Genomic DNA, 25,284 nt, shown 5'->3' on the forward strand with positions numbered 1-25,284 from the left:
AAAGCGGGGCGACACCGCTGACGAATGACCATATGGAAACTTCAATTTATATTTCAATACTTCGTGAAGTATTGTATGTTAAGATCGGTTAACTAGGATTGCGAAAACCCTCAGTTTAAGCGCTCCCAAAGGGCACATCGCAAAAACGAATGTCCGATGGGCAGACAACTCTGCTCATTGATCGCGTCAAAAAACGGCTCGAGTTCGGCTCTACCGATCCTGGCAAGGGCTATGTCTTGCCGCGCTTCATTTTCAGCAGCAATTGTTCACGCTGCAAGCGCGCCATTTGTTTGCTCCGATTGTCGGATCGTTCCTTCTTGGACCCTCCACCGAGATCTGCGATCGCAGAAGCGGTCGGTGGCATCAGTGCCCTCACGTGATCTTCACGAATGCGGTCATGGCGCCGCAAATGGCTGAGATGGACCACGAAGGACCAGAGTAAATACATGTTGTCACGGAAGGTGCTTACGAGGTCGCTCACCGCGCCCGGGGTTTCGTCCAGCCGCAATTCAGTGATCAGCCCCACCCTGAACATCTTAATGATCTTCGGTTCCAGTCCCTCCTCCAAGTCAGGTTCGATCAACTGCTTACGCAGCTTCTCGGTGCCCATATTGGTCGCGATCATGCGGATCATCGCATGGGGCAGCGTAAGCAGCATCTGCTTGAGCACAGCTGCATCACTCATGCCTTTGGGTGCTTGCAGTTCATAAAGAATGCCGTTCATGCGGACTTTGCGCTCCGATGCGAGTCGTGGAGCAAGCCGCGCACTTTCCAGCATTACCGTTCCCCAACTGCGCCAAATGTGGCCCATATGCTCTCGCTTTTTCGCGTCGGTCATGTGCTCGAAATTGCGCAGCAGCCCCGAGTAGAGCATCAGCGAGAACATCAAGGCTTCATGAACGTCCGTGATCTTCGGTCGGAAAACTTCCTGCCTGCCTTCCTCGTCCTTCGGCATATCAACGTCGAACTCTTCGTCTTTCTCTTCTGGCGTGAGCGGCGGGGTTGCAATCCTCTCCGCCGCATCTTCGATCGTTTCTCCCCCGTCATCCTTCGGCAAGATATAGGTGTCGAAGATGTTCAGATCGATCGGCTGAAGATGCTTCGTGGCCTCGCCGAAAATCTGCATATGCCGATCTCGCACGAGGTCGATCAGGCGCGGATCATTCCTCGTCTTGCCGGCATAGTAGAGCAGCTCGTTCACGAATGTAAGATAGCGGTCATCCTCCATGACCCACTCCTTGAACGCCGGATCGACCGTCATCCGATAAGCGATGAAATACTCCATCACCCCGCGATAACGGAACGCGACCCGGTCATCGGAACGGCGTTCGAAAATCTTCGCGGACAGAAATTCATCCATCAGTTCGTCGAGCGGGGGCGCATCAAGCCCCATCTCGTCAAGACATTTCCGCATCGCTCCGCGCACATCCTCGCGAAGGGGCACATACTGGTTCTCGCGTGCCATCCAGGCGGCGACGTATGAAAGGAGGTTGGCCTTGTTGTTGAAGTCAAACGTGGCCCGGTAGCTTTGGTTCTCGGCAGCCTTCTCCAAGGTTGTCTCTACGAACTGTTCCATCAGGACTGCGCGATTGACCGGCGCGAACTTTCCGTTCGAGCCGAATATCTCCAACAGGATGGTCCCGTTAGCAGCCGTGAACGGCAGGTTGATCTCGCGGAACTGGTCCTGCAGCCGGTCCAGCCAGCCCTCTACGTCGTCGCAGTGCTCAAATTTGGTGATGAGCTGGCGCATATTTCGGCGCTTGAGTTCCTGCAGCTCGATGAAATCGAACCGCACCGGCATTTCTGGATTTATCTTTGCACCGAACCTGTAGACGGCGTCCCTGTTGCTCGAGAACACATACCTCGCCTTGGGATATGCCTTCACGAACTCACGCAGCAATTGCATGCGCCGGCTATCGTCGAACTGCACGTCATCGACCATGACACACAGGTGGCCCAGCTTGAGAAGGCCCTCCGCATCGTGCCCATCCGGCAATGGGGCAGCACCTCCCCGTATCAACCCAAGCACCTTGTTCACATTCTGAGCGACCTGCGAAAAATCGATTATGACAGGAAGACGTGGAAAATCCTTGCCCTCGATATCCCGCACCATACGATGCCGCAGTTCTCGAAGGAGGCTTGTGCGGCCGTATTCGGGACGTGCATAGATGATCGAGTTCCCGCTGCTCGAAACGAGGTCCCCAAAGGAAACCGGCTCCTCTATTTCCGCCGGTGCATCGGTCATTTTCGTATCGATAATCGACGTCTTCATCATCGGCGGTTCGACGAACCGATGATGCAATTCAGCGTCGCCGCCTGGCGCCGCATCCTCTTCGTCCAGCCGGCGCTTGAACTCTCCGCTCAGATGGGCCTTGAACTTTTCGAAATCGACCGGAGCTGCGATCTTCCGGAAGTGCTGACGGGCGTCATTGTCCTTATACCATTTCCCCCCTTTATGAATGTCGGTGCCTTCATCGAACTCGTTCCGCTCCTTGTAATAGGAGCGGATCAGGACCTCGGTGTGGTCGGTCGCTCTGTCGATCGTGATCAGTGAGTATCCGTTGTAGTATTCTTTCCTCGCAGTGAAGATCGCCCCCGCCTGATCGGTGAAGACTTCGCCCCGCAGGCCCGACACACTCCTCGGCTTAGGATCGTGCATATGGCCGAACAGGTGGTAGTGGGCGTGTTCAGCAATCTGGTCTTCGAGGTAGCGCGAGGTGGCCTCGCTGAGCGAAGCCAGTGGATGGTGCGTCGTGAAGATCCGCAGTGACTTCGGGGTTAACGCCTTCACGGCCTCCATGATTGCATATTCGGGCACGGCCAGATTACGCTCGTCGCCATCGAACTTGTCGCTTCCTCCAGTAGAGAACACGGCGGTATTGAACGTTACGATGTCGACATTGAGCGACTCAACCCGATCGACGCGAACGAAGGCGTTCTCCATTTTACGGACATGTTCGTGGTCATCCCCGCGCAGATAAGCCTGAAGGTCGTTGAACGCTGCGAACTTCTCTCTAGTCAGCTCGTCATATTCGCCGGCATCGAACCGCTGATTTAGCCGGGCCATTTCATCGCCCTTGCCCAAGTCTCCCCGCCACTCAACGTGGGTTTCAGCCGCGTCCTCGGTGACTCCACGCGAAAGATCGTGGTTGCCGGGCGTGAGGAAGATCCGGTCGTCGCTCGTTCCCGTGGCTTTCGAAATGCGCTCAATGAAAAAGTCATACGCCTCGTCGTGCGGATCCACGCCGGCTGCCTGAACCAGATCACCTGTGAAAAGGATCAAGTCGGGCTGGCGATGCCCGATGCACAGCCTCTTCAAATCATCGATCAAAGCGTCGACAACGATGCCCTGTTCCCGCGCCTTGCGCTGGGCATAGTGGAAGTCACTGATGTGCAGGACGGTGATGAGATCAGGATCAGTCATTCTAACCGCATAAGGAACAGTCAGTGAACATGCAATATGGCTGGAATCTCGAAACCACTTGTTTGGCAATAGCAATTCGACGTCCTACAAGGTTGGTCAAATTAGGGAGAATTCGTGCGTGACGATCGAGAAGACATTGTTCGCAGACGAACATAAGATGCGCGGCGCTATGGACGCAGGTGAATATCCGCGCGCACTCACTACCGAAGCAGTGAAGACCAACATTCGACAGGCCGAAGCGCTCGCTGGCGAGATGAGAGCAGGATGAAGGTCTTCGTCAGCAGCGTCATGAACGGGTTTGAGGACTACCGAGAGGCAGCCTTCGCCGCGATCCTGAGTCTCGATCACGATATCCTCCGTGCTGAGGACTTCCCGGCTTCGACCATTCCGTCACGCGTGGCATGCCTGCAGGGTGTGCGGGAAGCAGACCTCGTCGTCCTGATACTTGGCGAACGGTATGGTTGGTCCGAAACTCAATCGGGTATCTCGCCTACGCACGAGGAGTTCCGCGAAGCGGCAGCAGAGGGGAAAGTCATTCCGTTCGTGCAGTCCGGCGTGAGGCGCGAGGAGGCACAGCAACGGTTCGTCGACGAAGTCGAGGACTATGATTCTGGGATGCACCGCGGCCGAACTTTCCAGTCGCCGGAGGAGCTACGCACCGAAGTGACGCGTGCAATCGCCAGGCATCAACTTTCTGCTGCCACCACGCCGGTGGACGTCCCCGCGTTAGTGGGAAAGGCACGAAGCATGATTCCTCCCGAGGAATGCGGCATCGTGCGGATGTCCGGCCCCCTGCTGCATCTCGCGGTCGTCGGTGGTCCAACACAGACCATCCTGCGCCCCAGCGAGATTGAGGATCAGTCGCTGGTGGACGGGATGGTCGCAGACCTGTCCTCCCCCAACGGCTATTTCTCATACCGGCGTCGGAGCGAACCGCGTTTCGATCACGGCGCACTCTGCATCGAGCAGGAGAATGGGGCCGGCCTGCGCATCGATGAGGCTGGCGCGTTGCTTTTGTCCGTGCCGATTGAGGAAGCGACTGGGCACCTCAAGCCCCTGATCGAGGAACATGTCGGTCAGGCGATCAAGGAAGGGCTCGCCTTTGCGGACAGGATGCTAGAGAAGTTCGACCGCACGCAGCGGTTAACGCGCATCGTAATCGCTGCCGACATCAGCTCGAGCGGCGTGTTCGGATGGCGCACGGCCAGCCAGCAGGCGGCCAGTCCCGATTCCATGCAGATCGCGATGGACAGATCAGCGTCGGGTCCCGTCATGTTCAATCCGCCCGATCAGGCGCGGATGGTGTTACGGGCCGAGCGTAACCGCATGACCGAGGACATGCTTGCGCTACTCCGGCGTAAATACAAGAGCTGACAGACCGTCATTCTCGCACCTTAAATAGGCGCGTTACATGGACAAGTCGATGCGAATCATAGACCACGAACAGGCTGCTGCAGCGACTGCGTAAGGCGTAGCGGGCGTTCCAATCTCATGGCTAATCTTAGCCAAATGAATCGCTAAGCCGCGTAATGCCTTTTGAGAATGCGTAGCGCACCACCATCTCAATGAAATGGACATTGTCGACGTCCCTGTAACTCAGTGCAGCCGACGCCTTCGACCCCTCGGGCCCGTTGATTATGAATGAACCGGAAAAGGTCGTCACCGTCACGTCGCCCCAAGCGTATTCAGCGGGCTCGTCCCCCAAGAATTTCTTCCGGCGTAGAATGACAGAGGTGTCCTTTATGATCGCATTGCCGGCATGCAACGCGCGGCCGCTACGCAAATGCGATAAGATCCCGCTGACAATTTGTTCCATCAGCGCCTTCCATAAGCACCCGATAAACGCCTCGAAAATGCGACGATTGCTAAACTCGACCTTCGTGGTCTGACTGCCATCATTCCAAGAAATCAAATATTCGGTTCCAGTCGGGATACCATTGACCGAATTGTTAACTCCGCCCCAGCGCACGCTTCGAACGTCTTCCAAAGCTGTTACTTTGCCATTCCATTCAAGTCCCGAGGGACTAATCGCCAGCCGGGTTTTGAAAATCTTGCCAACGTCAGCTGCATAGGAAATCTCGGCTTCACGCGCGCTGGCCTGTGTCTCGAGATCATCGAGGGCAATGCCATCTTTGGCAATTGCTCCCGCAACTTGTGGAAGAGCCGAGAAGCTGGAACCCACCATTTCCGAGATTTGGCGCGACTCGTTGATAAGATTATGCTTGTTGAAGAGATCGATCGAAAGGTCGCGAATCATAAACGCCAGATTTTCGCTATCTCTGTCTTCCCGTCCCCGCAAAGTCGCGCTCATTTGCATTGGGTAGGTCAGCTCCTCCCACGTAATCAACAACGCAGCTAGTGCATTGATGATTGGCGGAAGAGCATCGGGACGATCGCCAGCCAAGGTGCGGGCCTTTTCGATTAGCCTCTCAGCCGTTGCGACCTCTTTCGCCAAGAAGGGTTGGGCGCGAAGTGCGTAGTCGTCGATAATTTCATGCAGGAAACGCGGAAAGAAATGTGCGCCAGCTGCATCCTTTGCCAACTCATACATGGCTTCCGCCATTTCCGCTGTAGGAGCTTGATCGAGAGCAGTGATAACGGCTCTTCGCCAAGCATGTTGTCTGGACTGAAACGCGTCGGCAGTGATCTGCTCATTTGATATCGCCGGCAGTCCGGCGATTTCGCGATCCTCGTTAATTTCACGAACAACCTGATCAAGCTGGGCTTCTTCGACCGCCGATACGACTTTAGTAACAAATCGCCTAAGCTCCGACATGGACGCCGGCGGCACCTTCGAAGCTACCATGATCAAGGCATTAGCCAGAGCCAATCCAGACAACGGGAGATTTTCTACCTCGCCAATACTGGTTGCCTCAACTGCCTTCATCGCAGTGCCAGGGGCGACACCGGGAAACCAACCAAATTCAGCTTCGACACGCCGCCTCGGATTGATCAACGTTGCACGGGCTTGCTGGCAGGTATCGGGATCGTGGTAGAGCGACTGATTGTCAGCTGCTTCCATGATACGATGGGCGTTGTCTCGGGTGCTTACGGCAAGTAATGCGAACGGATTCACTGCCAAACTGGTATCACTGGACACGACGGCGCCCCTCTGATTCAAGGATATAACGACGCCCATTGACGTTCGCTTCGGCTAGCGGGCGCTGCGAAGCGCGAATTTGCCGGTTCGAGCATGCGCCGTTGTATTTTCTGACGGCTGCGTTGAAGTCGTCAACGTTCCGATTGAAGCGGTCAGAATCTACGCCTTGTAGACTTTCAATCTCCGATTTTTGCGCCGACAATCTAATGTCTTCCGCCATACAATATTGCATCTCAGCCATAGTGAGAGTTGCGCCGCCGGGAGCAGGCATCATCTCTTCGGATGGAGCCGCAACTGGCACGTAATCCGATGTCGAGTCTCCGTCGTAAGGCGTATCTATGCCAGCGCCGCTTTCGACGCCATTGGTCGGCGCAGCCGATCCATCGGTCGCCATGTATTCGCCGGAAGCGTCAGTGGTGTCATCTTCGCCGTCGGATGCGGTTGAGTAGTCTTGCGCCGTTTCGTCATAATCAGGTGAAGATACGTCATCTACTACGGCGCGTGTGCCAGCGAAGAAGCAAGATTTGATCGCTAGGATTAGCGCGATTGCAATGACCCATCCTCCGATCTTCTTAATCCCGCTATACAACGCGCCTCCATCTTGATCGACTGGCTCAGAAGGTGGTCCGGCCCGCGGAGTTGGGGTCTGCAGAGGACGGGGAGCGGCTGCAATTTTATCAGCGGAAGCGATCGCCGCGTCGGCATCCGTCGCGAACGATGAGAGGCCGTCGAAACCAGTGGATATAGGTGGCAACATCGTTAGAAACCTATGCGTCGCTTATCTTCAGGATGTCGAGATGGACACCGCGACAATGCGGTCCCGATTTCCTCGTCTCCCACGCGATCTTTGCGCGCTTTGGCGGCTAGGCGACCTGCTTCTCGCACGACGAACGCCGCATCAGACAACGGTCGATCTGCCAGCCTTTGAGCGAGGCGCGGCACATCAGTGACGTTATTTGGAATATTTTCAAGCAGCGCTTCGAGCAGACCGGCAACCTCATCCGCGCCTGCATGATCGACGTGAATAACGTGATCAAAGCGGCCTCGCCGGAGGATCGCTGAATCGATCGCGTCGATCTGGTTCGTCATGCCTATCACGAGAACCCGATTAGCGCTCGCTTCTGGAATGCGCCTTAAAAACTCGGCAATCTCTTCAACATTGTGTTGATGCGCCCCGGATTCCCGCCTGTTCAAAAAAGCATCCATTTCGTCAATAATGACAACTGCCGGGGCCGACTTCATCGCTTCAGAAAAGATTTCGGCAACCTTGCGTGAAGTCTCGTGGATGTAGGGACTAGCGACACTTGATGCTTCAATAGAATAGCTGGGCCAGCCGAGGTGCTCGACCAGGCGTTCAACCGCATAGGTTTTGCCGCAACCAGTCGGCCCCTCAAGGACAATGCCGCCTGGAAATCCGATGCCCATCGCAGCATAACGATCCTCGTCGGCGACGATGTCCACCACGTGCTCATTAAAGAACGCGGAGAGTTCGCGGCGGCCAGGTAGGGCGAATGGCCCCAATTGCTTTACGCTGTCAGAATTATGAAGCCCCGTGTGCGGCTTGGTCGATGCCTTCCGGCTGCGTCCGAATGGCGTCTTTGGAGCTATTCCCGCAATACCTAAAAGATTGGAGATTTGCTCGTCCGTCGTCATTGGCATGATTTTCTGGAGAGCAACCACGTCGTCAGCTGATATATCGACCCCTCCGGTCAGATATGCTCCGAATACTTGCGCTTTGCTTTTTCGCCTGGCGTTCTCGGATGCGATCAATACAAACGCCTCGAATTCCTCGACGAAAATTGCCTCCTCGATCGTTCCGGATACCCGTGACAATGCCCTAGCGAAGGCCATCGCAGCGTTGGCAGATCGAGGTCGAGGCAGTTTCGATACCGACTCCACGATACCGGTCGCCAATATGAAACGATAACCCCTCCCGCTATAGGTGAGATGGGACCATTCGAGTTCATCCTCTCCGATCAGCGACGAGGGATCTGCGACAATGACTGCACGTCTGCCGTCCCTGGTCACATGGATCCACGCTACCTCGTCAAAAGTAAATGTCGCGCGGCCGAGCTGAACACCATCTGGCAATTGGAAGCCTTGAGGAAACGGAGATCCCTTCATCAGCCCCTCACAATGTTGGCCATAGCGAGCATTTCCTCTTCTCCAATTCGCGTAAAGCGCATGTTGTCGAGCTGAATGAGGATATCGCGCAACTTATCGAAATCTTGGCGTGCCAGGGCTGTCCGGCCTTTGTCTGTCAATCGTCCGTATTGAGCTTGATCGGCGAACTGCTCAGGGCTCTGAGCAAGCCATTGGAAGCGAGCAACGATAAACTCGTCCGAACGCCATAGGATGGCGATATTTTTGGAGCGAAGCTCAGACAAGTGGGATTCGAAGTCGTTTCCGTTGATGTCGATCGAATGCTGCGCCGTGCGCACCAAGGCATCGAATGCTTGCTCTTCATCCGGACGCGCCAGATCGCGGGCCAAGCCATCGAAGCTCTCGATGATACCGTTCAGATCTACTTGGCGAATCAACTTCAGATGATCACGGCGCAGGATTGAGATGTCCTTCCGAGCCGCCCTAATTTCATCAAGCGCCTGCTTGGTTTCCTCCGGTTCTGCCCGGTCGACGTCGATTGCTCCCGCCTTGGCAATCCTGTCACGGATTTGATTTATGCGAGGGTCGTCGATGTGAGCCGCAAAAGCGTCCAGTCTCTCAATGGTCGTCTCGGCCTCCACCGCGACAAGGGTCGCAGCTTGTCCGTAATCCAGCTGCGCGTCCTGACGCGCGTAGTAGTTGTGACCACTTGAGAACGAGCCGCCAATATCGGGCACCGAAATGTCGAGCCGAATGTTGCCTGCGTCAGTAATCTCGTATTCGCAATGAACCTCAGCGCCGGTTGCAATCATGCCTTCATCGAAGTCTGATCCGGAAACACGAAATGTGCCGATGAAGATATTATCTTCGATCGGTTCACGTATCGATCCCTCCCAAAGCTTGAAATTCAGTGCGCCCGGGCTTCCTGCTCGCAGGGTTTCGCCTGCGCGAAACTTAAGCACGCCCTTCTTCGGAAGCGGATCCCCTGCGCGCACGAGAGGCTCGAGGCCTCGCATTCCGTTCCGACCCTCAATTACCTCAATGCTGATCGTGTGCGATGCTGGAATTGCATCGATGGAAGCCGCGGTCCGGCTAATCGTGATACGATCGTCTGGGATGCTCACTGGACCGCCGTCGGCGTCGAAAACGAAGACACGAAAGGCATTCTGCCCTGGCTTCGACAGAGGGAGGTCAATCGACGCACCATCCTTCAGCAATTGCCGACCGGACGACCAACCTGTGTCCAGACTGTCCACTTGGAATTCGCCGACCATGCCCCCGACTTTCCTCGCGACGATTTTAGCCGACGCATCAGGAGTCCTTGCGACATAGGCGAATTCGAGCCCGTTCGAAGAGAGCGAACTACGGGCAGATTTCCTGCCGCGACTTTCAGTTTCCCAATTGATCGATTCCGCGAAAATAGCTGCACCTTCTGCAACCGCCGTCATCGGGTTAACGTCAGTGGAGGCAGAAATGCCAAGCTCGAATGCAACCTTGTCGCGAAGCGGCTTATATTGTGTCGGACCTCCCACGAAGACTACCCGATCAACATCGTGTGCGCTGATCCCGGCCTGATCCAGTGTTTCGCGCGCCGAATGAATGGCTTTCTGCAAGATGGGGTCGATGAGCGCATCGAGACGGGCACGGTCTAGGGGGATGTCAACATAGACTTCCTCTCCTGACCGATCCCGGACTCCAATCTCAGTCTCGGACAGCGCGATGACCGTATCTTCGGCGTGCGAAAGCTCGATCTTCGCTTTCTCTGCGGCCCAGGTCGCCATGCGGACCAACGTGTTGAACATCGGATTGGTCGCGAAGTCGTCACCGATGTCGAAGCTATCCACCAGCCAAGGCTTCACCACCTCATCCATGAGCGCGCGATCGATGTCGCGTCCACCGCACATTTCAACGCCGCCGTGAGCGAGCAGGCTGACGCGTCCCTTCATGCTCTGCGCGATTGCGATATCGAGCGTTCCTCCGCCCAGATCGAACACGAGAAACGTGCCATCACGGTTGCGCTGGCGCATGATGCTCATCACTGCGGCAACGGGTTCCTGCATGAGCGCGACGCGACCAATCCCAGCGCCCTCCGCGGCGGTCAATGTTGCGTCCTTCTGCATCTGATTAAATGCCGCCGGCACGGTAATTACCGTGCCCGTATCTCCGCCATTGCGCATTGACTCTGGTAGATACCCAAACAGGGTTCGTAAAATCTCGGCAGAGCATTCCTCGGGCGTCATTGTCTTATCGAGCGCCTTAAGTTTGATAGGCGTGCTGGTGCCCATCATGCGCTTAAAAAGAACCGCTGCGTTATCCGGATTACGAGCCGCATTATTGTAGGCGCGCGTCCCGACGAACTTATTGCCTCGTCGATCGAGGAATATTGCGGACGGAGTCACATCATGCTGCTCCGGGCTTTTGTAAAGAGACACGGATTCGCCGTCAAAACTCGCGATGGCGCTATTGGTAGTTCCTAGATCGATGCCAACGTAATTCATTCCATCACTTCCTAAGCATCATCGTGCCAGTCCGGCGCACGCCATCGGCACCCATGACAACGGGTTCCATCATTTGGTCGACGAACAGATCATCCTCAGGGCCAAAGTCGGCAGCATTGAGCGCCGTGGCAGCCATGCCGGGCTCATACGGTTGCCCTTCAAGATCAACGATGCGCAATCCGAGTGGCGAGAGCGTGTCCTCCAGCTTGCGCTGAAAATAGCGGATCTGATTGGATTGTCGTCCTGCCGATTTGATGTCCCGGGTATCGATCGATCGTTGAAACATGCGGCATAGTCGCCAGCTTTCGACTGCGAGGCCGATTAGCAAACCCTCGGTGTCAACTTGTCCGTCCACGTCCGCCCGCCCCTCAATTCGCATTCAATAGTTACTTAAACCGTGGCATTGTTTTAGGTTGGAACCATGCACTTCGCCAAGAGCATAGCTGCTAAATCTGAAGATTTTTATTTGGCGTAAGCGCCTTACGGGCGAACCATGGATCATCGGTGCGCTCCACCCTTAGCTTCGCCGCCGGATATTGCGTCACGACGGTCATTGCCTCCTCCGCGTCAGCGCGCAGCCATGTCTCGTGCGCGTCAGGGTGCAAGATCACCGGCATTCGATCGTGAATGTCCCAAAGTTCTTTGGTCGCATCGACCATTACGCCGGTATATGCGTTGCCCCATTCATCAGTGGGTCGCCAAAGTCCGGCCCATGCTGCAACCGGCTGGTCTGCAACGCTGATCCAGGTTCGGGTCATCTTACCCGCTTCGCCCTCTGCCTCTGCAAATGACGTGAATGGGATCAGACATCGTTGAGCTGGATCGGTGAACCACTGGCGCCATATGGTCCATAATTTATCGTCCCGAGCGTTGTTAGTCGCTGTCGGCTTGTTGGGCTTGCCGGTTCGCTTGTTGTTCGAGTGCCTCGGGAAACCCCAGGTCATCTGCTCGAGCACCCGCTCCCCGTGAACTTCGCGAACGACAATGCCGGGATACTGCGGATAGACGTCGGCGGGCACATTGAAACCGTAGGTCGCAGGTGTCGCGAAAAGCGAAGCCATTTCCTGCACCGTCGATTTGTTGGTGTAGAGATTGCACATGCGAATAGACTGGCGCCGGGTCGAGGTCTGTCAACTGTTTCGATGTGGGAAGACGACGTAAGTTTCCAAACTTTCGAGTTGCAGCGTGTCGCCTTCATGGTTCTGGCAGTTTGAGGTCAAACTCTGACCGCCACCATTCTCGGTTCTCGGGCGTGTTTGTTCCGCGGCTTCCCGGGCGATCCAAAGTTGGGTTGGATATTATACTGATTGCCCGGCGCAGTCCCGACAACCACCGAAAGCACTTCTGCAGATCCTCCCATGTGATGGAATGCTTTTCGCCGTTAAGTTCCCAATGCAGTTGGGCTGGCTCCTGCCCATTTTCCGCCGAGATGCCGACCAGCCCGTGACATAAGCCATTTCGCATATCGAGGGGGCCTTGCAACTGACATCGCACGACCTTGGCCAACGAAGGGCACAGTGAGGTGCCTGGATGCGCCGCGATCACTGCGCTTTCCCAAGTTCGCACGACGGCTGCAATGCCGTGAGCCCGTGGCGGCAGGGAGCCATGAAAGCGAATGACTTCGTCGCGCAAAGACTTTTCCAGCCTTGACCATACCAACAGCAGCGATCCCAATGAAGCGCTGATCCTGTCATAGTTCACTTCCAACGTAGTGCGACCTCTGCTTTCGCCATCGTCGGATCGCCATATTACCCACGCCCTAATGATTGGTAATCTGCGGAAGGCGCCACTTAACTTCGCGGCCGCTGTGTTCCCTATCGGCGGCGCCTTAGCTGGCGCTTCCATTCGATGATGTCGGGCATCGGCAACTGCCGCGTATGATCAATGTTCACCAGCTCGAGCGTTGCGAGCGTCCGCTTTCGTTTCGCAAAATAGCACTGCAGGCACCGCATACGCTTACGCACCTCGGGTAGCCGATCGTTCCAGCCTTTGCGCTCGAACAGATACCAGAGCGCGTGCGGATCGAAGATGCCAACATTCCCACACTTGCAAGACACCTGGACGGTATGATGCCTGCACGCGACGTCGAAAAGGTCGCTGATGGGGTTCACTAGCTGCCGACTCATGACTCGACAAAAGAGAACGAAAGAGGAACAATGGGCAAGAGAGATTCGAGTCGGAGTGTGGAAAAATGGATACGATCGACCGCAAATATCGCGGGCTGGAGATATGGGACGTCGATGACGTTGCACCCGAGATCAGAGACGAAGCGACCGCTGCCGCGTTGGCGGTGCTCGATCTAGAAGGCGTGTCGCCCCTGCAAGCTCGCGTTGCGCAGTTCACGCTAGAAGCGATGGATGACAAAGGCGTCCTCGATCGCGCTGATCCGTCAGACTTCGGCCTCAATATGGCGCACCTAAATGCTTGCCGAGAAGCTGAAGGCGCCGCCCGCCGATTGATTGAAAGGCTCGCGCCGAACCGCGCCGAACCCTATCTTATGCTCGGCGTCGCAGAATGGGCGCTAAGCGAATGGCAGACCCACGATACGGATCCGACCAAGTTATGACACCCGGTCACAACGGTAAGCCAGAGGCGGACCGCATCGCCGATTACCTGGAAGGCAAGGCACAGCGGTTCAAGGATCGCGCAGGCCGAACGGGCGATGTTGATCTACGCACTCGCGCCTCGACCCTGAATGCAGCCGCGTCGGACATTCGCGCGCGGTTGTTTGACGACTGACATGCACCGTGTTGATCGCGATTATCTCAGCACCTGTATCTATGTAGCCATCAAAACGATGCGTGCCGGGAAGAATGGAAAAGGAAAACATCCGGTCCCCGAATTGCGGGATGACTGGAATGTGCAGAAGCTGGTCAGCGTCGTGCTGAACCAGGTGGACAACGACAGCACGTTCGTTTGCCGCGCCGGACCCGACCCCACTGACATCGCATTCGTCCCATCCTACTCGACGAGGAAATTCGGGATCGACGAGCGGTGGCCCGATGGTATCCAACCGCGATGATGTTCACACTCCTGCTTGCCGCTGCCATCGTCCCCGCGGGGCAGGCCTTCGATTGCACCCCAACCGCGGTGTGGGACGGCGATGGACCAATCTGGTGCGCGGAAGGTCCGCACATACGCCTCTCCGGTATTGCCACTCGCGAGATGGATGGGACATGTCGTCCAGGGCATCCTTGTCCCGCCGCCGATCCCATCGCGGCACGAGATCATCTTGTCCGCTTGCTCGGCGACCGTGGCGGTGTGCGCCCCACAGGTCACGTCATTGTGGTCGGGCCGGTTATGCGATGCAGGTCAGCTGGTTCGGCCGGCGGCAATCGCACGGCCGCATTTTGCACTTCGCCCCGATCGGGTGATATTTCCTGCGCGATGGTGCGAGATGGCTATGCTGCGAAATGGGATCGCTATTGGAAAGGTCATCGCTGCCAGTGAAAGATGATCCGGAGGAGAAATCGCTGGCGTTCGCGATCGAATACTGGATGCTGACGGCATTGGTCGCCGGATCGTTCGTAGTCGGTATGATATCCGCAGTGAAATATCAGCTCAAATGATTGATCTTGAATGCCCGCGTGGGGGATGTAGCGCGGAGTATCGCGATCGCGTCCGCCCATATCGTATTTGTCGGAGTGATCCGGCACTGACAAGGTAAGCTACGCCATGGTTGACACACTGGATCTAAATACAACTTACCAAGCGATCATTTCGGCGGCAAAGGCACGCAAATTCATAGCCTATGGCGAAATCGCAAAAGCGCAAAGCCTCGATTGGCAAAAGGTGCGCTATGTCATGAATAGTCATCTTGAGACTTTGCTGGGAATAGCCGCCGCCAACGATTGGCCCCTACTGACGGCAATTGTGGTGAATCAGGACGGACTTCAATCGGGCAGTATGGTCGACAGCGCGATGGAAGGGTTCGTTGCGGCGGCGAAGCGAAATGGACGCTCGGTATCTTCGCCTGCTGATTTCGTTCGCGCCGAACAAGAAGCTACATTCGAATGGGCGCAAACTGCTCCAGAAAATCTTCCCGACGAAGTCGGTGCCTCATCAGCGCTAAAGGGGGCAGCGGGCCCAAGGTTCGTTCAATATTTCCCACATGTGCTCGATTTCCTGCGTGCGCATGGCGGCTCAGCGGAGCCGCGCGATGTATATGCTGCGCTGCCCAGTATGACTGAAGTTGGCGAGGACGAACTCACCAACAAGACTAAAGGCGGGCAATCTAAATTCGAGAACAAGGTCGGCTGGGCGCGGTTTTACCTCGCCAAGGCCGGACTTATTGACGGCAAGGATCGAGGCGTGTGGTCCCTGACGCCAGAGGGACGCGAAACCCACCTCGATCACGCGTCTTCTCTTGCTTTGTTCAAAGACGTTCAGTCGCGTTTCAAGGTGAAAGGCGGCAGCGATGTCGATGATGATGCACCCGCACCCACGATAATTGATGACACGCTACTTTTCGACGATCCCAACCGCCGATTCTGGTTTGTAGGTGCCGCGTGGGGTGGCAACGACGATCAAACTGATCGGTTTGTCGACGAAGGAATCTGGCAGAACGGTTACGACGACAAATTCTCAGAGCACGTGCAGCGGATGCAGGTTGGCGATCGCATCGCAATCAAGGCGGCATTCACGCAAAAGTATAATCTGCCGTTCGACAACGCTGGGAAGACGGTTTCCTGCATGCGGATCAAGGCTATCGGGACGATCACCGAAGCTTCAACCGACGCCAAAACCGTGAAGGTTGAATGGCAAAAGCTCGATCCGCCGAGGGAATGGTATTTCTACACTTATCGGGTGACCGTTGTGGAAGCGAATGCATCAGATGACATGGCGAGGCAACTGATCCAGTTCGCGTTCGGCGATCATCAACAAGACTATGAATTCTGGCTGCGCACGCCTGCTTTCGCCAAGAAGTATCGCCCCCAAATTGCGTTGGGCCTTGAACCGTTTTTCAGAGACGAACAGGACGAGACTGAGATCGAAAGTGACGAGTCCGCTTTCGAAGGGTATGATTTAGACACAATCGTCCAAGAAGGCTGCTTCCTTGACGATCACGAGCTTTCGGATGCGTTCGACCGGTTGAAGGCGAAACGAAACCTCATATTGCAGGGACCGCCTGGAACTGGAAAAACGTGGCTGGCGAAGCGGTTGGGATACGCGCTCATCGGAACCAAGGATCGCAAGGTCACGCGAAGGCGCCTGCGTTCAATTCAGTTTCATCCATCACTGTCTTACGAAGATTTTGTGCGTGGCTGGCGTCCCCATGGGAACGGGAACCTCTCACTGGTCGACGGCTTGTTTCTTGAGGCTGTCGAAACTGCGCGCGCTGAGCCTGACCGCCCTCTGGTTGTGGTCATCGAAGAAATCAATCGAGGCAACCCAGCGCAGATTTTTGGCGAGATGCTGACGCTGCTCGAACGGGATAAGAGGCGCGAAGAAGAAGCCATTGAGCTAGCGTATCGTCGAACCGAGGCCGAGCGCGTATTCATTCCGGAAAATCTCTATTTGATCGGGACGATGAATATCGCTGATCGCTCCTTGGCCCTTGTCGATCTCGCGTTGCGGCGCCGCTTTGCGTTTGTCACGCTCAGCCCAAGACTTAATGATCGATGGAAAGCCTGGTGCAGCGAGCACGCGCAAATTGACGAAGCGTCCATCGCCCTGATCCAGCAGCTCTTCACCGAGCTGAACGCGGAGATTGCTGGCGACCGGTCACTCGGTCCGCAATTTCAGATTGGGCACAGCTACGTCACGCCAGCAATATCGGAGGTCGTCAATGATCCGCGGGAATGGCTACGGAAGATTGTGACCACCGAAATTGCGCCGCTGCTCGAAGAGTATTGGTATGATAATCCAGACCGCGCTCGGAAATTGACGGGGCGACTGTCAGAAGCGCTGTGATGCTAACCGCGGAAATCGATAGCCCGGATGAGGAGGCTGACGGTCTGGTCGGCAAGATTCCGATCAAGAACGTCTGGCTTCTGTTTCTATATGCTTCTGGTCTTGCGCAATTTCGCGATCGCTTTGATGCAGAGGTCGAGCAGTCTCCCGACCTCAAATCCCTGATCGCGCGCCTCCTCTGCTATGCAGTGGAAAAACGACTTCGCCGAAATCTCAGCTTTGGTTATCGAAACCGAAACGAGGTTCTGAAGCGCATCCGAGGTCGCATCGATATTCTACAAACCGTCTCGGGAAATCTCCTCCGGCGCGGTGAAGTCGCATGCCGGTTTGAAGAACTTACGATTGACACTCCACGCAATCGATTGGTCCGGACAGCTTTGGCGCGTTTGTCATCGATTCTCGATGACTACGATCTCGCGCACCAATGCCGAACTTTGGCAAACGATCTCGGGCGCGTAGGTGTTTCTGGCCGCGAGCCCACACGATCGGAGATGGCAGCCGATCAAGTTGCACGCCATCAGGGCGATGATCGCCTTATGGTGTCACTTGCGACCGCCGTGTTCGATTTGGTCTTGCCCATGGAAGCGGCCGGCTCGCGCGCGGTGCCAAAGGCGGAGCGCGAAGAGACAGAATTTCGGAAACTCTTTGAGAAGGCCATCGGCAACTTTTTCGCCGCCGAACTTGATCGTGATGATGGCTGGAGGGTTTATCCCGGAAAGCATTATAGGTGGCCCGTTCAGGCAGCGTCGCATGGCCTAGCAGAATTCATGCCAATTATGATCACCGACATTATCATTGAGAACGAACGGCAACCGCGCCGGATCATTATCGATACCAAATTTGCGAACATTTTGACGGTATCAAACCACAGTGCTGAGCGGTTCAAGACTGGGCACCTCTACCAGCTTTACGCCTACCTACGTAGCCAGGAAGAAGACCACGATCCGGGATCATGGGATAGCGAAGGGTGGTTACTTTATCCGTCGATAGGCAAGGATGTCGACGAAGCCGCGACAATCCAAGGACATCGCGTTCGGTTGGTCACCATCAATCTGTCGCTGCCCAGCAGCGAGATCATCGCCCGTCTCAGAAATCTTCCGCTGCGTAGCGCGGTATCATACTATCATACGGCGAGGCCGCCGCAAGGAGCGCCCGCTGAACCAATGTAGGCGGAATTTTGCCGCGAACCGCGGCCAAGCGACGCAATGAATCGTCGATCGGCGCGGCTCAAATTTTTGTTCCAATAGTTCGCGAAATATTGTAGGTTAACGTCTCTTAACTACGGAATGCGGACTCCTGCCGCTTGCGGGATCTGCGCTTTCGTTTCAGGAGGCGGAATGGAAAAGAAGAGGGCCCGGATGGCGATGAGCGCTTTGAGCCAGGAAACGCGGCTCGCAGTGTTCATGCTGCTGATTGACGCAGGCGATGCGGGTTTGGCGGCAGGCGCAATCTCGGAAACGACGAAGACATCGCCCACGGCAATGAGCGCGCATCTTGCCATACTGTCCCAAGCTGGACTGGTTAAATCAAAAAAGGTTGGTCGCAAGGTGATCTACCGGGCACTGCCTCGGATTGCAGATGAACTGGCCGACTTTCTCAGAAATATCACCGGGTCCGATGCACGCCCCTGATAATCGGAAATTTTGAATTCGTTCCACGGCTGGCACGCTTTGTTTCTCAGGCAAAGCTAGACCTGGATAATGATCGTGGTTTGGCTCGATTCTGCGAGCATCCTATAAGGAAATATTCCGCTTCCGCGGAACGATTGGAGAGTATGAGTGGCAACGCAATTGACTGGTCAAAGCACTACGCTAGCTTCCTTTATCTGGAAGAACGCGGACGATCTCTGGGGCGACTTCAAGCATACCGATTTCGGCAAGATCATTCTTCCTTTCACCCTGCTGCGCCGCCTGGAGTGCGTGCTGGAGCCGACGCGCGAAGCAGCGCAGGAAATCTGCGCTAATCTGGCAGGTGAGGACATCGACCTCGGCATCATCTTGCGCCAGACTACCGGATTCCCGTTTTACAATACCTCGAACTACACGCTGGGGACTCTCGGAGCGACGCGGACGCGCCAGAATCTCGAGGACTACATCTCCAAGTTCAGTGACAACGCGCGCGTGATCTTCGAGCAGTTCGACTTTGCGAACACCATCGCCCGCATGGATAAGCAAGGCGTCCTCTATCGTATCTGCCAGAACTTTGCGGACACCGACCTGCACCCAGATGCCGTGCCCGAGCGCGTTATGAGCAACATCTACGAGGATCTCATCCGTCGGTTCGGCGCTGAAGTGAATGAGGCGGCCGAGGACTTCATGACGCCCCGCGACGTCGTTCATCTCGCCATTGAGCTGTTGCTTGATCAGGACGACGAATTGTTCGTCAACAACCCTGGCCTCATTCGCACGCTCTACGACCCGACTTGCGGCACGGGCGGTTTCCTGTCGGACGGCATGGAGCACGTTCAGAGCCTGCGGGATCGCTACAACATCGCGCCAGTCGTCGTGCCGCATGGCCAAGAGCTTGAGCCCGAGACGCATGCTGTCTGCCTTGCCGGCATGCTCCTCAAGACACTGGAATCCGATCCTGGCCGCGATCTCTCGCAGAACATCAAGCTCGGCAGCACGCTGTCCAACGACCAATATTCGGATGAACGGTTCCACTACTGCATTTCGAACCCGCCATTCGGAAAAAAGTGGGACAAGGACCAGACTGCTGTCTTGCGCGAGCACAGCGAGAAGAAGTTCGAAGGGCGCTTCGGTCCCAAGCTGCCTCGCGTTAGCGACGGCTCGATGCTGTTCCTGCTGCACCTAGTCAGCAAGCTCGAAACGCCGGAGCGGGGCGGTGGCCGCGCTGCCATCGTGCTTTCGGGATCGCCGCTGTTCAACGGCAACGCTGGTCAGGGCGAATCTGAGATCCGGCGTCACCTTCTGGAGAACGATTATGTCGAGGCGATCATCGCTTTGCCAACCGAGATTTTCTTTCGCACCGGCATAGGAACTTACATCTGGCTGCTGTCGAACAAAAAGCCGGGAACGCGCCAGGGCAAGGTGCAGTTGATCGATGCCACCAGGCTCTACACGCCCATGCGCAAGAGCGAGGGCAACAAGAAGCGCGCCATCAGCCCCGACCAGACCCGCCAGATCGTCGCCAGCTACTCAGCCTTCGAACCGACCAAAACTTCGAAAATATTCGACTACGAGGAGTTCGGATACCGTCGGGTCAAGGTATTGCGCCCGCTGCGCATGAAAATCTTGATCACCGAGAAGAGCTTCGAACAGCTCGAGGCGGACTCGGCGTGGAACAAGCTTGCCGACGAGCAGAAGGAAGCCTGGACCTCGACCCTGATCGCCCATGCGGGCCGCGAGCAGGCCTATGACTGGCTGGAGCCGTTCGCCAAAGCTGCCGCCAAAAAGAACAAGGCGCTCGGCAAGGTGGGCAAGCCGCTGATCAAGGCGTTTGTCGGCGCCTTCGGCGTGCGCGATGCGGAAGCGGATCTCGTTGTCGACAGTAATGGCGATGTGGTGGCCGACGATACTCTGACGGACTTCGAGAACGTGCCGCTTGGTATGACGATTGAGGACTTTATGGCGAGCGAGGTGCTGCCTTGGGCCGGTGACGCCTACGTTGATCGTAGCTATCGGGATGAGCAGGACAAAGGCATCGGCGTGGTAGGCTACGAGATCAATTTCAACCGCTATTTCTACGAGTATCAGCCGCCCCGCGACCTCGAAGCGATCGATGCTGATCTAAAGGCTGTCGAGGCGGATATCGCGTCAGTGCTAGCGGAGGTGACAGAATGACTTTTTCACCTAGTCAGCATCTCAATGAGAGTGCGGTAAAATCTTGGAACCGAATCCGTGCAAAAAGCATCATTCGAGAAGTTGATGACCGATCCATGGACGGCGCTGAGGAACTTCTTGGTCTGTCAGCGGCACGGGGTGTTCTAAAAAAATCAGATATCGCACATCGATCCGCCGACGCTGAGAGCCTTATCGGATATAAACGAGTCAGCCAGGGAGACCTTGTCTGCAATAAGATGCAGGCTTGGAATGGCGTCTTTGGAATTTCTCCATACGCCGGAATAACTAGCCCCGATTATGCTGTTTATCGCTTTTATGAAAATTGTGAGCCAAGCTTCATTGAATACCTCGTCAAAACGCCTCTTTATGCAACTGATTTCAAGTGTCGATCGAATGGTATTGGCACGGGGTTTATGCGTCTGAATCCCTCTGAATTTCTTGATACCGATTTCTGGCTTCCGTCGATGGACGATCAACGTGCGGTCGTGCAATTCATCGACATCAGAGTCAATCAGCTTGATCAATTGGTCGAACGGAAAAACAAATTCATTCGACTTTTGGCCGAGCGTATGACGTCCAGTGTGATTGAAGCAACGAAGCCGAGGGCAGAGTGGCACAGTAGGCCGTTTTGGACGATTGCACAGCCGAAGAGCATTTCGGGCCAAGTGGGCGAAGCTCTCCTCTCTGTTTACCTAGATCGTGGCGTTATTCCGTATTCAGAGGGCGGCGGCCTCGTTCATAAGCCAGCAGAAAGCTTGGAAAAATATCAGCTCGTTGAGCCGGGTGACCTCGTCATGAATAATCAGCAAGCGTGGCGAGGCTCGCTCGGCGTATCCGAGCACCGGGGCATTGTCAGCCCGGCATATCTAATCTTCGAGCTCGATGGCGAGGAGTTAGACTCGGCGTTCGCCAACTACGCATTCCGTAGTCGTCACTATGTCGACCAGTTCATGCTCGCGTCTATGAGCGTCGGCGACATCCAGCGGCAGATCAAGTGGCCCCATCTGCGTCGCGTCATGGTTTCGCTGCCGCCTCTCTCCGAGCAGAAGCGTATCGTTGAAGAACTCAACACTCGCCTTTCCCGACTGGAAGGGCTCATCGCCAGCACGCGCCTGAGTGTGACGTATCTGCAGGAAAAGCGCACCGCCCTCATTACCGCCGCTGTAACCGGCAAGATCGACGTCAGGAATGCCGCATGAGCGACCTTCACCACGAAAAGCACCTCGAGGCCTATATCGTCGACAAGCTGGACCAGCAGGGCTGGCTCGTCGGTGCCTCGACGGATTACGACAAGGACTTCGCGCTCTACACCGACGACCTCGTCGAATGGATCAAGGAAACGCAACCGGCCAAGTGGGACAAGCTCGTCGCGCTAAACGCAGACAACGCACTTCAGGTGCTGAAGAACCGGCTCGATCAGGCGCTGGAAAAGCACGGAACCGTCCAGATCCTGCGCCGTGGTTTCGACATTGCCGGTTGCGGTCACATCGACGTAAGCGAGGCCGCCCCGGAGGATCAGCGCAACCAGGATGTGGTTGCCCGCTATGCTGCAAACCGCCTGCGCGTGGTTCCGCAGCTGCGATACCATCACGGCGCAGACTACGAGATCGACCTCTCTTTTTTCATCAACGGCTTGCCGGTCGCGACGGTCGAGCTCAAGACCGACTTCGTGCAGTCAGTCGAAGCGGCCAAGCAGCAGTATCGCGAAGATCGCCTGCCGGTTGATCCGCGCACAAAGCGCAAGGAGCCGTTGCTCGCCTTCAAGCGGGGCGCCGTGGTGCATTTTGCGATGTCCGACAGCGAAATCTGGATGACGACCAAACTGGCCGGCGAGAATACGTTCTTCCTGCCCTTTAACAAGGGCAACAAGGATCGCGCCGGCAATGAAGCGCGAGACGACGGCGAATACCCTGTCGCCTACTTCTGGGAGGATGTGTTGCAGCGCGACGCATGGCTGCGCATTTTCCACAGCTTCGTCTATGTTGAGAAGAAAGAGGTCGTCGACCTCAAGGGCAACTGGTCGATCAAGGAAACGCTGATCTTTCCGCGCTTTCATCAGTGGGCCGCCGTGAACAAGATGATCGCGGACGCCAAGGAGAAAGGGCCCGGGCAGGCCTATCTTTGCGAACATAGCGCTGGATCAGGGAAGACGTCGACCATTGCGTGGACTGCCCACGATCTCGTGAAGCTACGCCAGGACAATGGCACGCCGATCTTCGACGCCGCCATCATCGTCACGGACCGTAACGTGCTCGACAGTCAGCTGCAGGACGCGGTCCAGCAGATCGATCACCAGTCCGGCCTGATCGCAGCAATCGACCGGGAGACCAGTTCGAAGTCGAAGAGCCAGCAGCTCACCGACGCGCTGCTCAAGGGCGTTCCCATCATTGTGGTCACGATCCAGACTTTCCCTTACGCGATGGAAGCCATCCTCACCGAGAAGTCGCTCAAGGAGAAGAACTTCGCGGTCATCATCGATGAGGCGCATACGTCGCAGACCGGCACCACTGCCTCGAAACTCCAGGCCACCCTTGCGCTGAGCTCGAAGCAAGCCATGGACAAAATGACTGTCGAAGACCTACTGGCTGAAATTCAAAACTCACGGGCGCGCCCGAAGAATATCTCGCAGTTCGCGTTTACCGCGACACCCAAGCACTCGACGCTGATGTTGTTCGGGCGCCCGGCCGACCCAACAAAGCCGGTATCGGACGACAACAAACCGGAATCGTTTCACCGATACAAGATGCGGCAGGCGATCGACGAAGGCTTCATCAAGGACGTGCTGGAAGGCTACATACCGTATCAGACGGCATTCAACCTCGGCAAGGATATGGTCGATGCCAAGCGCGTCGACGGCAAGGCCGCCAAGCGGGCCCTTGCAAAATGGATGACGCTACACCCGACGAACGTGACCCAGAAGGTTCAGTTCATCATGGAGCACTTCACCAAGAACGTCGCGCACCTGCTCGAGGGCAAGGCGAAGGCCATGGTGGTGACAAGCTCACGCTCAGCGGCGGTCCGCTACAAAAAGGCATTTGACGCCTTCATTGAGAAGCACCCGCAGTATGGCGATATTTATGCGCTCGTGGCTTTTTCAGGCCAGCTTACCGGCAAAGAGGTGATGCACGTCGATGATGCGAAAGCGCCAGGCGAGACCTTCGTCGTCGACGAGGACACCACCTATAGCGAAGACTCCATGAACCCGGCCGTCCGCGGTCAGGATTTGCGCCTCGCCTTCGATCGCCCCGAGTATCGAGTGATGCTAGTCGCCAACAAGTTCCAGACTGGCTTCGACCAGCCAAAGCTGACCGCGATGTATATCGACAAGAAGATCGCGAACGACGTCGAGATTGTGCAGACCCTTTCGCGACTCAACCGGACGTTTCCTGGCAAAGACCGGACCTTCGTTATCGACTTCGTGAATGATCCCGCGGTCGTGCGAGCTGCTTTCGCTCAATATGACGATGGCGCCCAGATCGAAGAGGTCCAGGACCTCAATGTTATCTACGAAATGCGCGACCGTCTGGATGAGGCAGGCATCTTCCACGCTTCCCATCTCGAAGCGTTCAAGCGAGCCCGGTTCAAGACGGCGCAGGCGATTACCTCGAACCAGGACGCGCAGCACAAGGAACTGTTCGCCGCCACTCAGGAGCCGACGGATACATATAACGTGATGCTCAAGGACGCCCGAAAGGAGGCTCAGGCAGCCGAAGCAGAATTCGAGAGGGCCAAGGAAAAGGGAGATGAGGACGGCCAGAAGGCTGCTGATCACCGCCGGGACCTTGCCGCTGCGCAAATCGGCGGCCTCACCGATTTCAAGGCGGGCCTGGATCGCTTCACCCGAACCTACGCCTATATCGCTCAGCTCGTCGAGCTAGGGGATCCCGAACTCGAAAACGTCGCGACCTTCGCCAAGCTCCTTTCGAAGCGCCTCGATGGCGTGACGCCCGACACCGTCGACCTCCGCGGGATCACGCTGACCGGTTTCGAAATTAAGGAACGGAAGGGCGATGGCAGCAATGCGCCTGATCCTGACGAGCCGCTCGTCCTGACCCCCGTCGGCGCTGGCGGATCTCCCGCACCTGGCAGCAAGCCAGTTTACCTACAGGAGATCATACAGCGTCTAAACAGCCTGTTCGGCGAGGCGGCGCCGCTTAGCGACCAAGCTCACTTTGTGAACCAGATCGCGTCGATAGCGCAGGAAAACGAAGTGGTGATGGCTCAGGTGAACCAGAGCGACAAGGCGCTGGCCATGAAGGGCAATCTGCCCGGCTCGGTGCAGAACGCGGTCGTAAGGTCGCTGACGTCGAACAAGAGCCTCGCGTCACTGCTTCTCAAGGAAGATCGCCAGGCGATGGGGATCCTGACCAACATCATCTACGATATCCTGAAGTCAGGCGAAAAGCTGGATGCAGAAGCTCTAGCCCTCGAGTGATGCGGCTA

General features: G+C 56.2%; 21 protein-coding genes. 13 read left to right on the top strand and 8 right to left on the bottom strand.

Features of this window, described 5'->3' with window-relative positions; translation table 11 throughout:
* Positions 1–229 precede the first annotated feature (229 nt).
* On the bottom strand, positions 230–3,424 hold the full coding sequence (locus SGR02S_RS01935) for a metallophosphoesterase family protein (RefSeq protein WP_067105333.1): 3,195 nt from the start codon (positions 3,422–3,424) through the stop codon (positions 230–232).
* A gap of 118 nt (positions 3,425–3,542) precedes the next feature.
* Between SGR02S_RS01935 and SGR02S_RS19845 the strand changes: the two genes are divergently transcribed.
* Together SGR02S_RS19845 and SGR02S_RS01940 are read left to right on the top strand one after the other, a co-directional pair.
* Entirely contained in the window at positions 3,543–3,692 is a 150-nt protein-coding gene (locus SGR02S_RS19845; protein WP_156482920.1) for a hypothetical protein, read from the top strand.
* Positions 3,689–4,798, top strand: a complete 1,110-nt coding sequence (locus tag SGR02S_RS01940) for a DUF4062 domain-containing protein (RefSeq protein WP_067105334.1) — start codon at positions 3,689–3,691, stop codon at positions 4,796–4,798. Before SGR02S_RS19845 ends, SGR02S_RS01940 begins: the two co-directional genes overlap by 4 nt.
* 127 nt (positions 4,799–4,925) lie before the next feature.
* On the opposite strand, the gene SGR02S_RS01945 is transcribed toward SGR02S_RS01940, so the two are convergent.
* From SGR02S_RS01945 to SGR02S_RS20185, 7 genes are all read right to left on the bottom strand, one after another.
* A complete protein-coding gene (locus SGR02S_RS01945) occupies positions 4,926–6,446 on the bottom strand; it encodes a hypothetical protein (RefSeq protein ID WP_156482921.1) in 1,521 nt (506 codons plus the stop codon).
* A 67-nt stretch (positions 6,447–6,513) separates the two neighbouring features.
* Positions 6,514–7,113 carry a hypothetical protein gene (locus SGR02S_RS19850; RefSeq protein ID WP_156482922.1) on the bottom strand — a complete coding sequence of 200 codons (600 nt, stop codon included), beginning with the start codon at positions 7,111–7,113 and terminating at the stop codon, positions 6,514–6,516.
* Between the two features lie 170 nt (positions 7,114–7,283).
* Positions 7,284–8,648, bottom strand: coding sequence for an ATP-binding protein (locus SGR02S_RS19455; protein WP_082796895.1), 1,365 nt, complete (start codon positions 8,646–8,648; stop codon positions 7,284–7,286).
* A complete protein-coding gene (locus SGR02S_RS01950; protein ID WP_067105336.1) occupies positions 8,648–11,125 on the bottom strand; it encodes an Hsp70 family protein in 2,478 nt (825 codons plus the stop codon). Before SGR02S_RS01950 ends, SGR02S_RS19455 begins: the two co-directional genes overlap by 1 nt.
* A gap of 4 nt (positions 11,126–11,129) precedes the next feature.
* Complete coding sequence (locus SGR02S_RS01955; RefSeq protein WP_218000089.1) at positions 11,130–11,480, bottom strand: hypothetical protein; 351 nt, start codon at positions 11,478–11,480, stop codon at positions 11,130–11,132.
* Positions 11,481–11,571: 91 nt separating this feature from the next.
* Complete coding sequence (locus SGR02S_RS01960; RefSeq protein WP_067105338.1) at positions 11,572–12,225, bottom strand: SOS response-associated peptidase; 654 nt, start codon at positions 12,223–12,225, stop codon at positions 11,572–11,574.
* Positions 12,226–12,939: 714 nt separating this feature from the next.
* The gene (locus tag SGR02S_RS20185; RefSeq protein ID WP_003049567.1) at positions 12,940–13,236 is read right to left on the bottom strand and encodes a hypothetical protein; all 297 of its coding nucleotides are present in this window, start codon (positions 13,234–13,236) and stop codon (positions 12,940–12,942) included.
* Between the two features lie 80 nt (positions 13,237–13,316).
* On the opposite strand from SGR02S_RS20185, the gene SGR02S_RS01970 reads away from it, so the two are divergent.
* The 11 genes from SGR02S_RS01970 to SGR02S_RS02005 all read left to right on the top strand — a co-directional run bounded on the left by SGR02S_RS01970 (position 13,317) and on the right by SGR02S_RS02005 (position 25,276).
* Positions 13,317–13,691 (top strand): hypothetical protein, encoded by a 375-nt coding sequence (locus tag SGR02S_RS01970; protein ID WP_067105339.1) that lies wholly within the window; start codon positions 13,317–13,319, stop codon positions 13,689–13,691.
* Positions 13,688–13,864, top strand: a complete 177-nt coding sequence (locus tag SGR02S_RS19855) for a hypothetical protein (protein WP_156482923.1) — start codon at positions 13,688–13,690, stop codon at positions 13,862–13,864. The genes SGR02S_RS01970 and SGR02S_RS19855 overlap by 4 nt, the downstream gene beginning before the upstream one ends.
* A gap of 1 nt (position 13,865) precedes the next feature.
* Entirely contained in the window at positions 13,866–14,147 is a 282-nt protein-coding gene (locus tag SGR02S_RS19860; protein ID WP_156482924.1) for a hypothetical protein, read from the top strand.
* Complete coding sequence (locus SGR02S_RS20515; RefSeq protein ID WP_082796896.1) at positions 14,144–14,575, top strand: hypothetical protein; 432 nt, start codon at positions 14,144–14,146, stop codon at positions 14,573–14,575. The genes SGR02S_RS19860 and SGR02S_RS20515 overlap by 4 nt, the downstream gene beginning before the upstream one ends.
* Positions 14,539–14,694: a hypothetical protein gene (locus tag SGR02S_RS20375; RefSeq protein WP_218000090.1), complete on the top strand. Its 156-nt coding sequence runs from the start codon at positions 14,539–14,541 to the stop codon at positions 14,692–14,694. The genes SGR02S_RS20515 and SGR02S_RS20375 overlap by 37 nt, the downstream gene beginning before the upstream one ends.
* Before the next feature lie 106 nt (positions 14,695–14,800).
* Positions 14,801–17,038 (top strand): AAA family ATPase, encoded by a 2,238-nt coding sequence (locus SGR02S_RS01980; RefSeq protein ID WP_218000091.1) that lies wholly within the window; start codon positions 14,801–14,803, stop codon positions 17,036–17,038.
* Positions 17,038–18,207, top strand: coding sequence for a 5-methylcytosine-specific restriction endonuclease system specificity protein McrC (mcrC, locus tag SGR02S_RS01985; RefSeq protein WP_067105341.1), 1,170 nt, complete (start codon positions 17,038–17,040; stop codon positions 18,205–18,207). The genes SGR02S_RS01980 and mcrC overlap by 1 nt, the downstream gene beginning before the upstream one ends.
* Positions 18,208–18,375: 168 nt before the next feature.
* Entirely contained in the window at positions 18,376–18,669 is a 294-nt protein-coding gene (locus SGR02S_RS01990; protein ID WP_169799613.1) for an ArsR/SmtB family transcription factor, read from the top strand.
* A gap of 147 nt (positions 18,670–18,816) precedes the next feature.
* Positions 18,817–20,841, top strand: coding sequence for a type I restriction-modification system subunit M (locus tag SGR02S_RS01995; protein WP_067105343.1), 2,025 nt, complete (start codon positions 18,817–18,819; stop codon positions 20,839–20,841).
* A complete protein-coding gene (locus SGR02S_RS02000; RefSeq protein ID WP_156482925.1) occupies positions 20,838–22,040 on the top strand; it encodes a restriction endonuclease subunit S in 1,203 nt (400 codons plus the stop codon). The genes SGR02S_RS01995 and SGR02S_RS02000 overlap by 4 nt, the downstream gene beginning before the upstream one ends.
* The gene (locus SGR02S_RS02005; RefSeq protein WP_067105345.1) at positions 22,037–25,276 is read left to right on the top strand and encodes a type I restriction endonuclease subunit R; all 3,240 of its coding nucleotides are present in this window, start codon (positions 22,037–22,039) and stop codon (positions 25,274–25,276) included. Before SGR02S_RS02000 ends, SGR02S_RS02005 begins: the two co-directional genes overlap by 4 nt.
* Positions 25,277–25,284 lie beyond the last annotated feature (8 nt).

This window comes from Sphingopyxis granuli NBRC 100800, assembly GCF_001591045.1.
In the GTDB taxonomy this organism is placed as follows: Bacteria; Pseudomonadota; Alphaproteobacteria; order Sphingomonadales; family Sphingomonadaceae; genus Sphingopyxis; species Sphingopyxis granuli.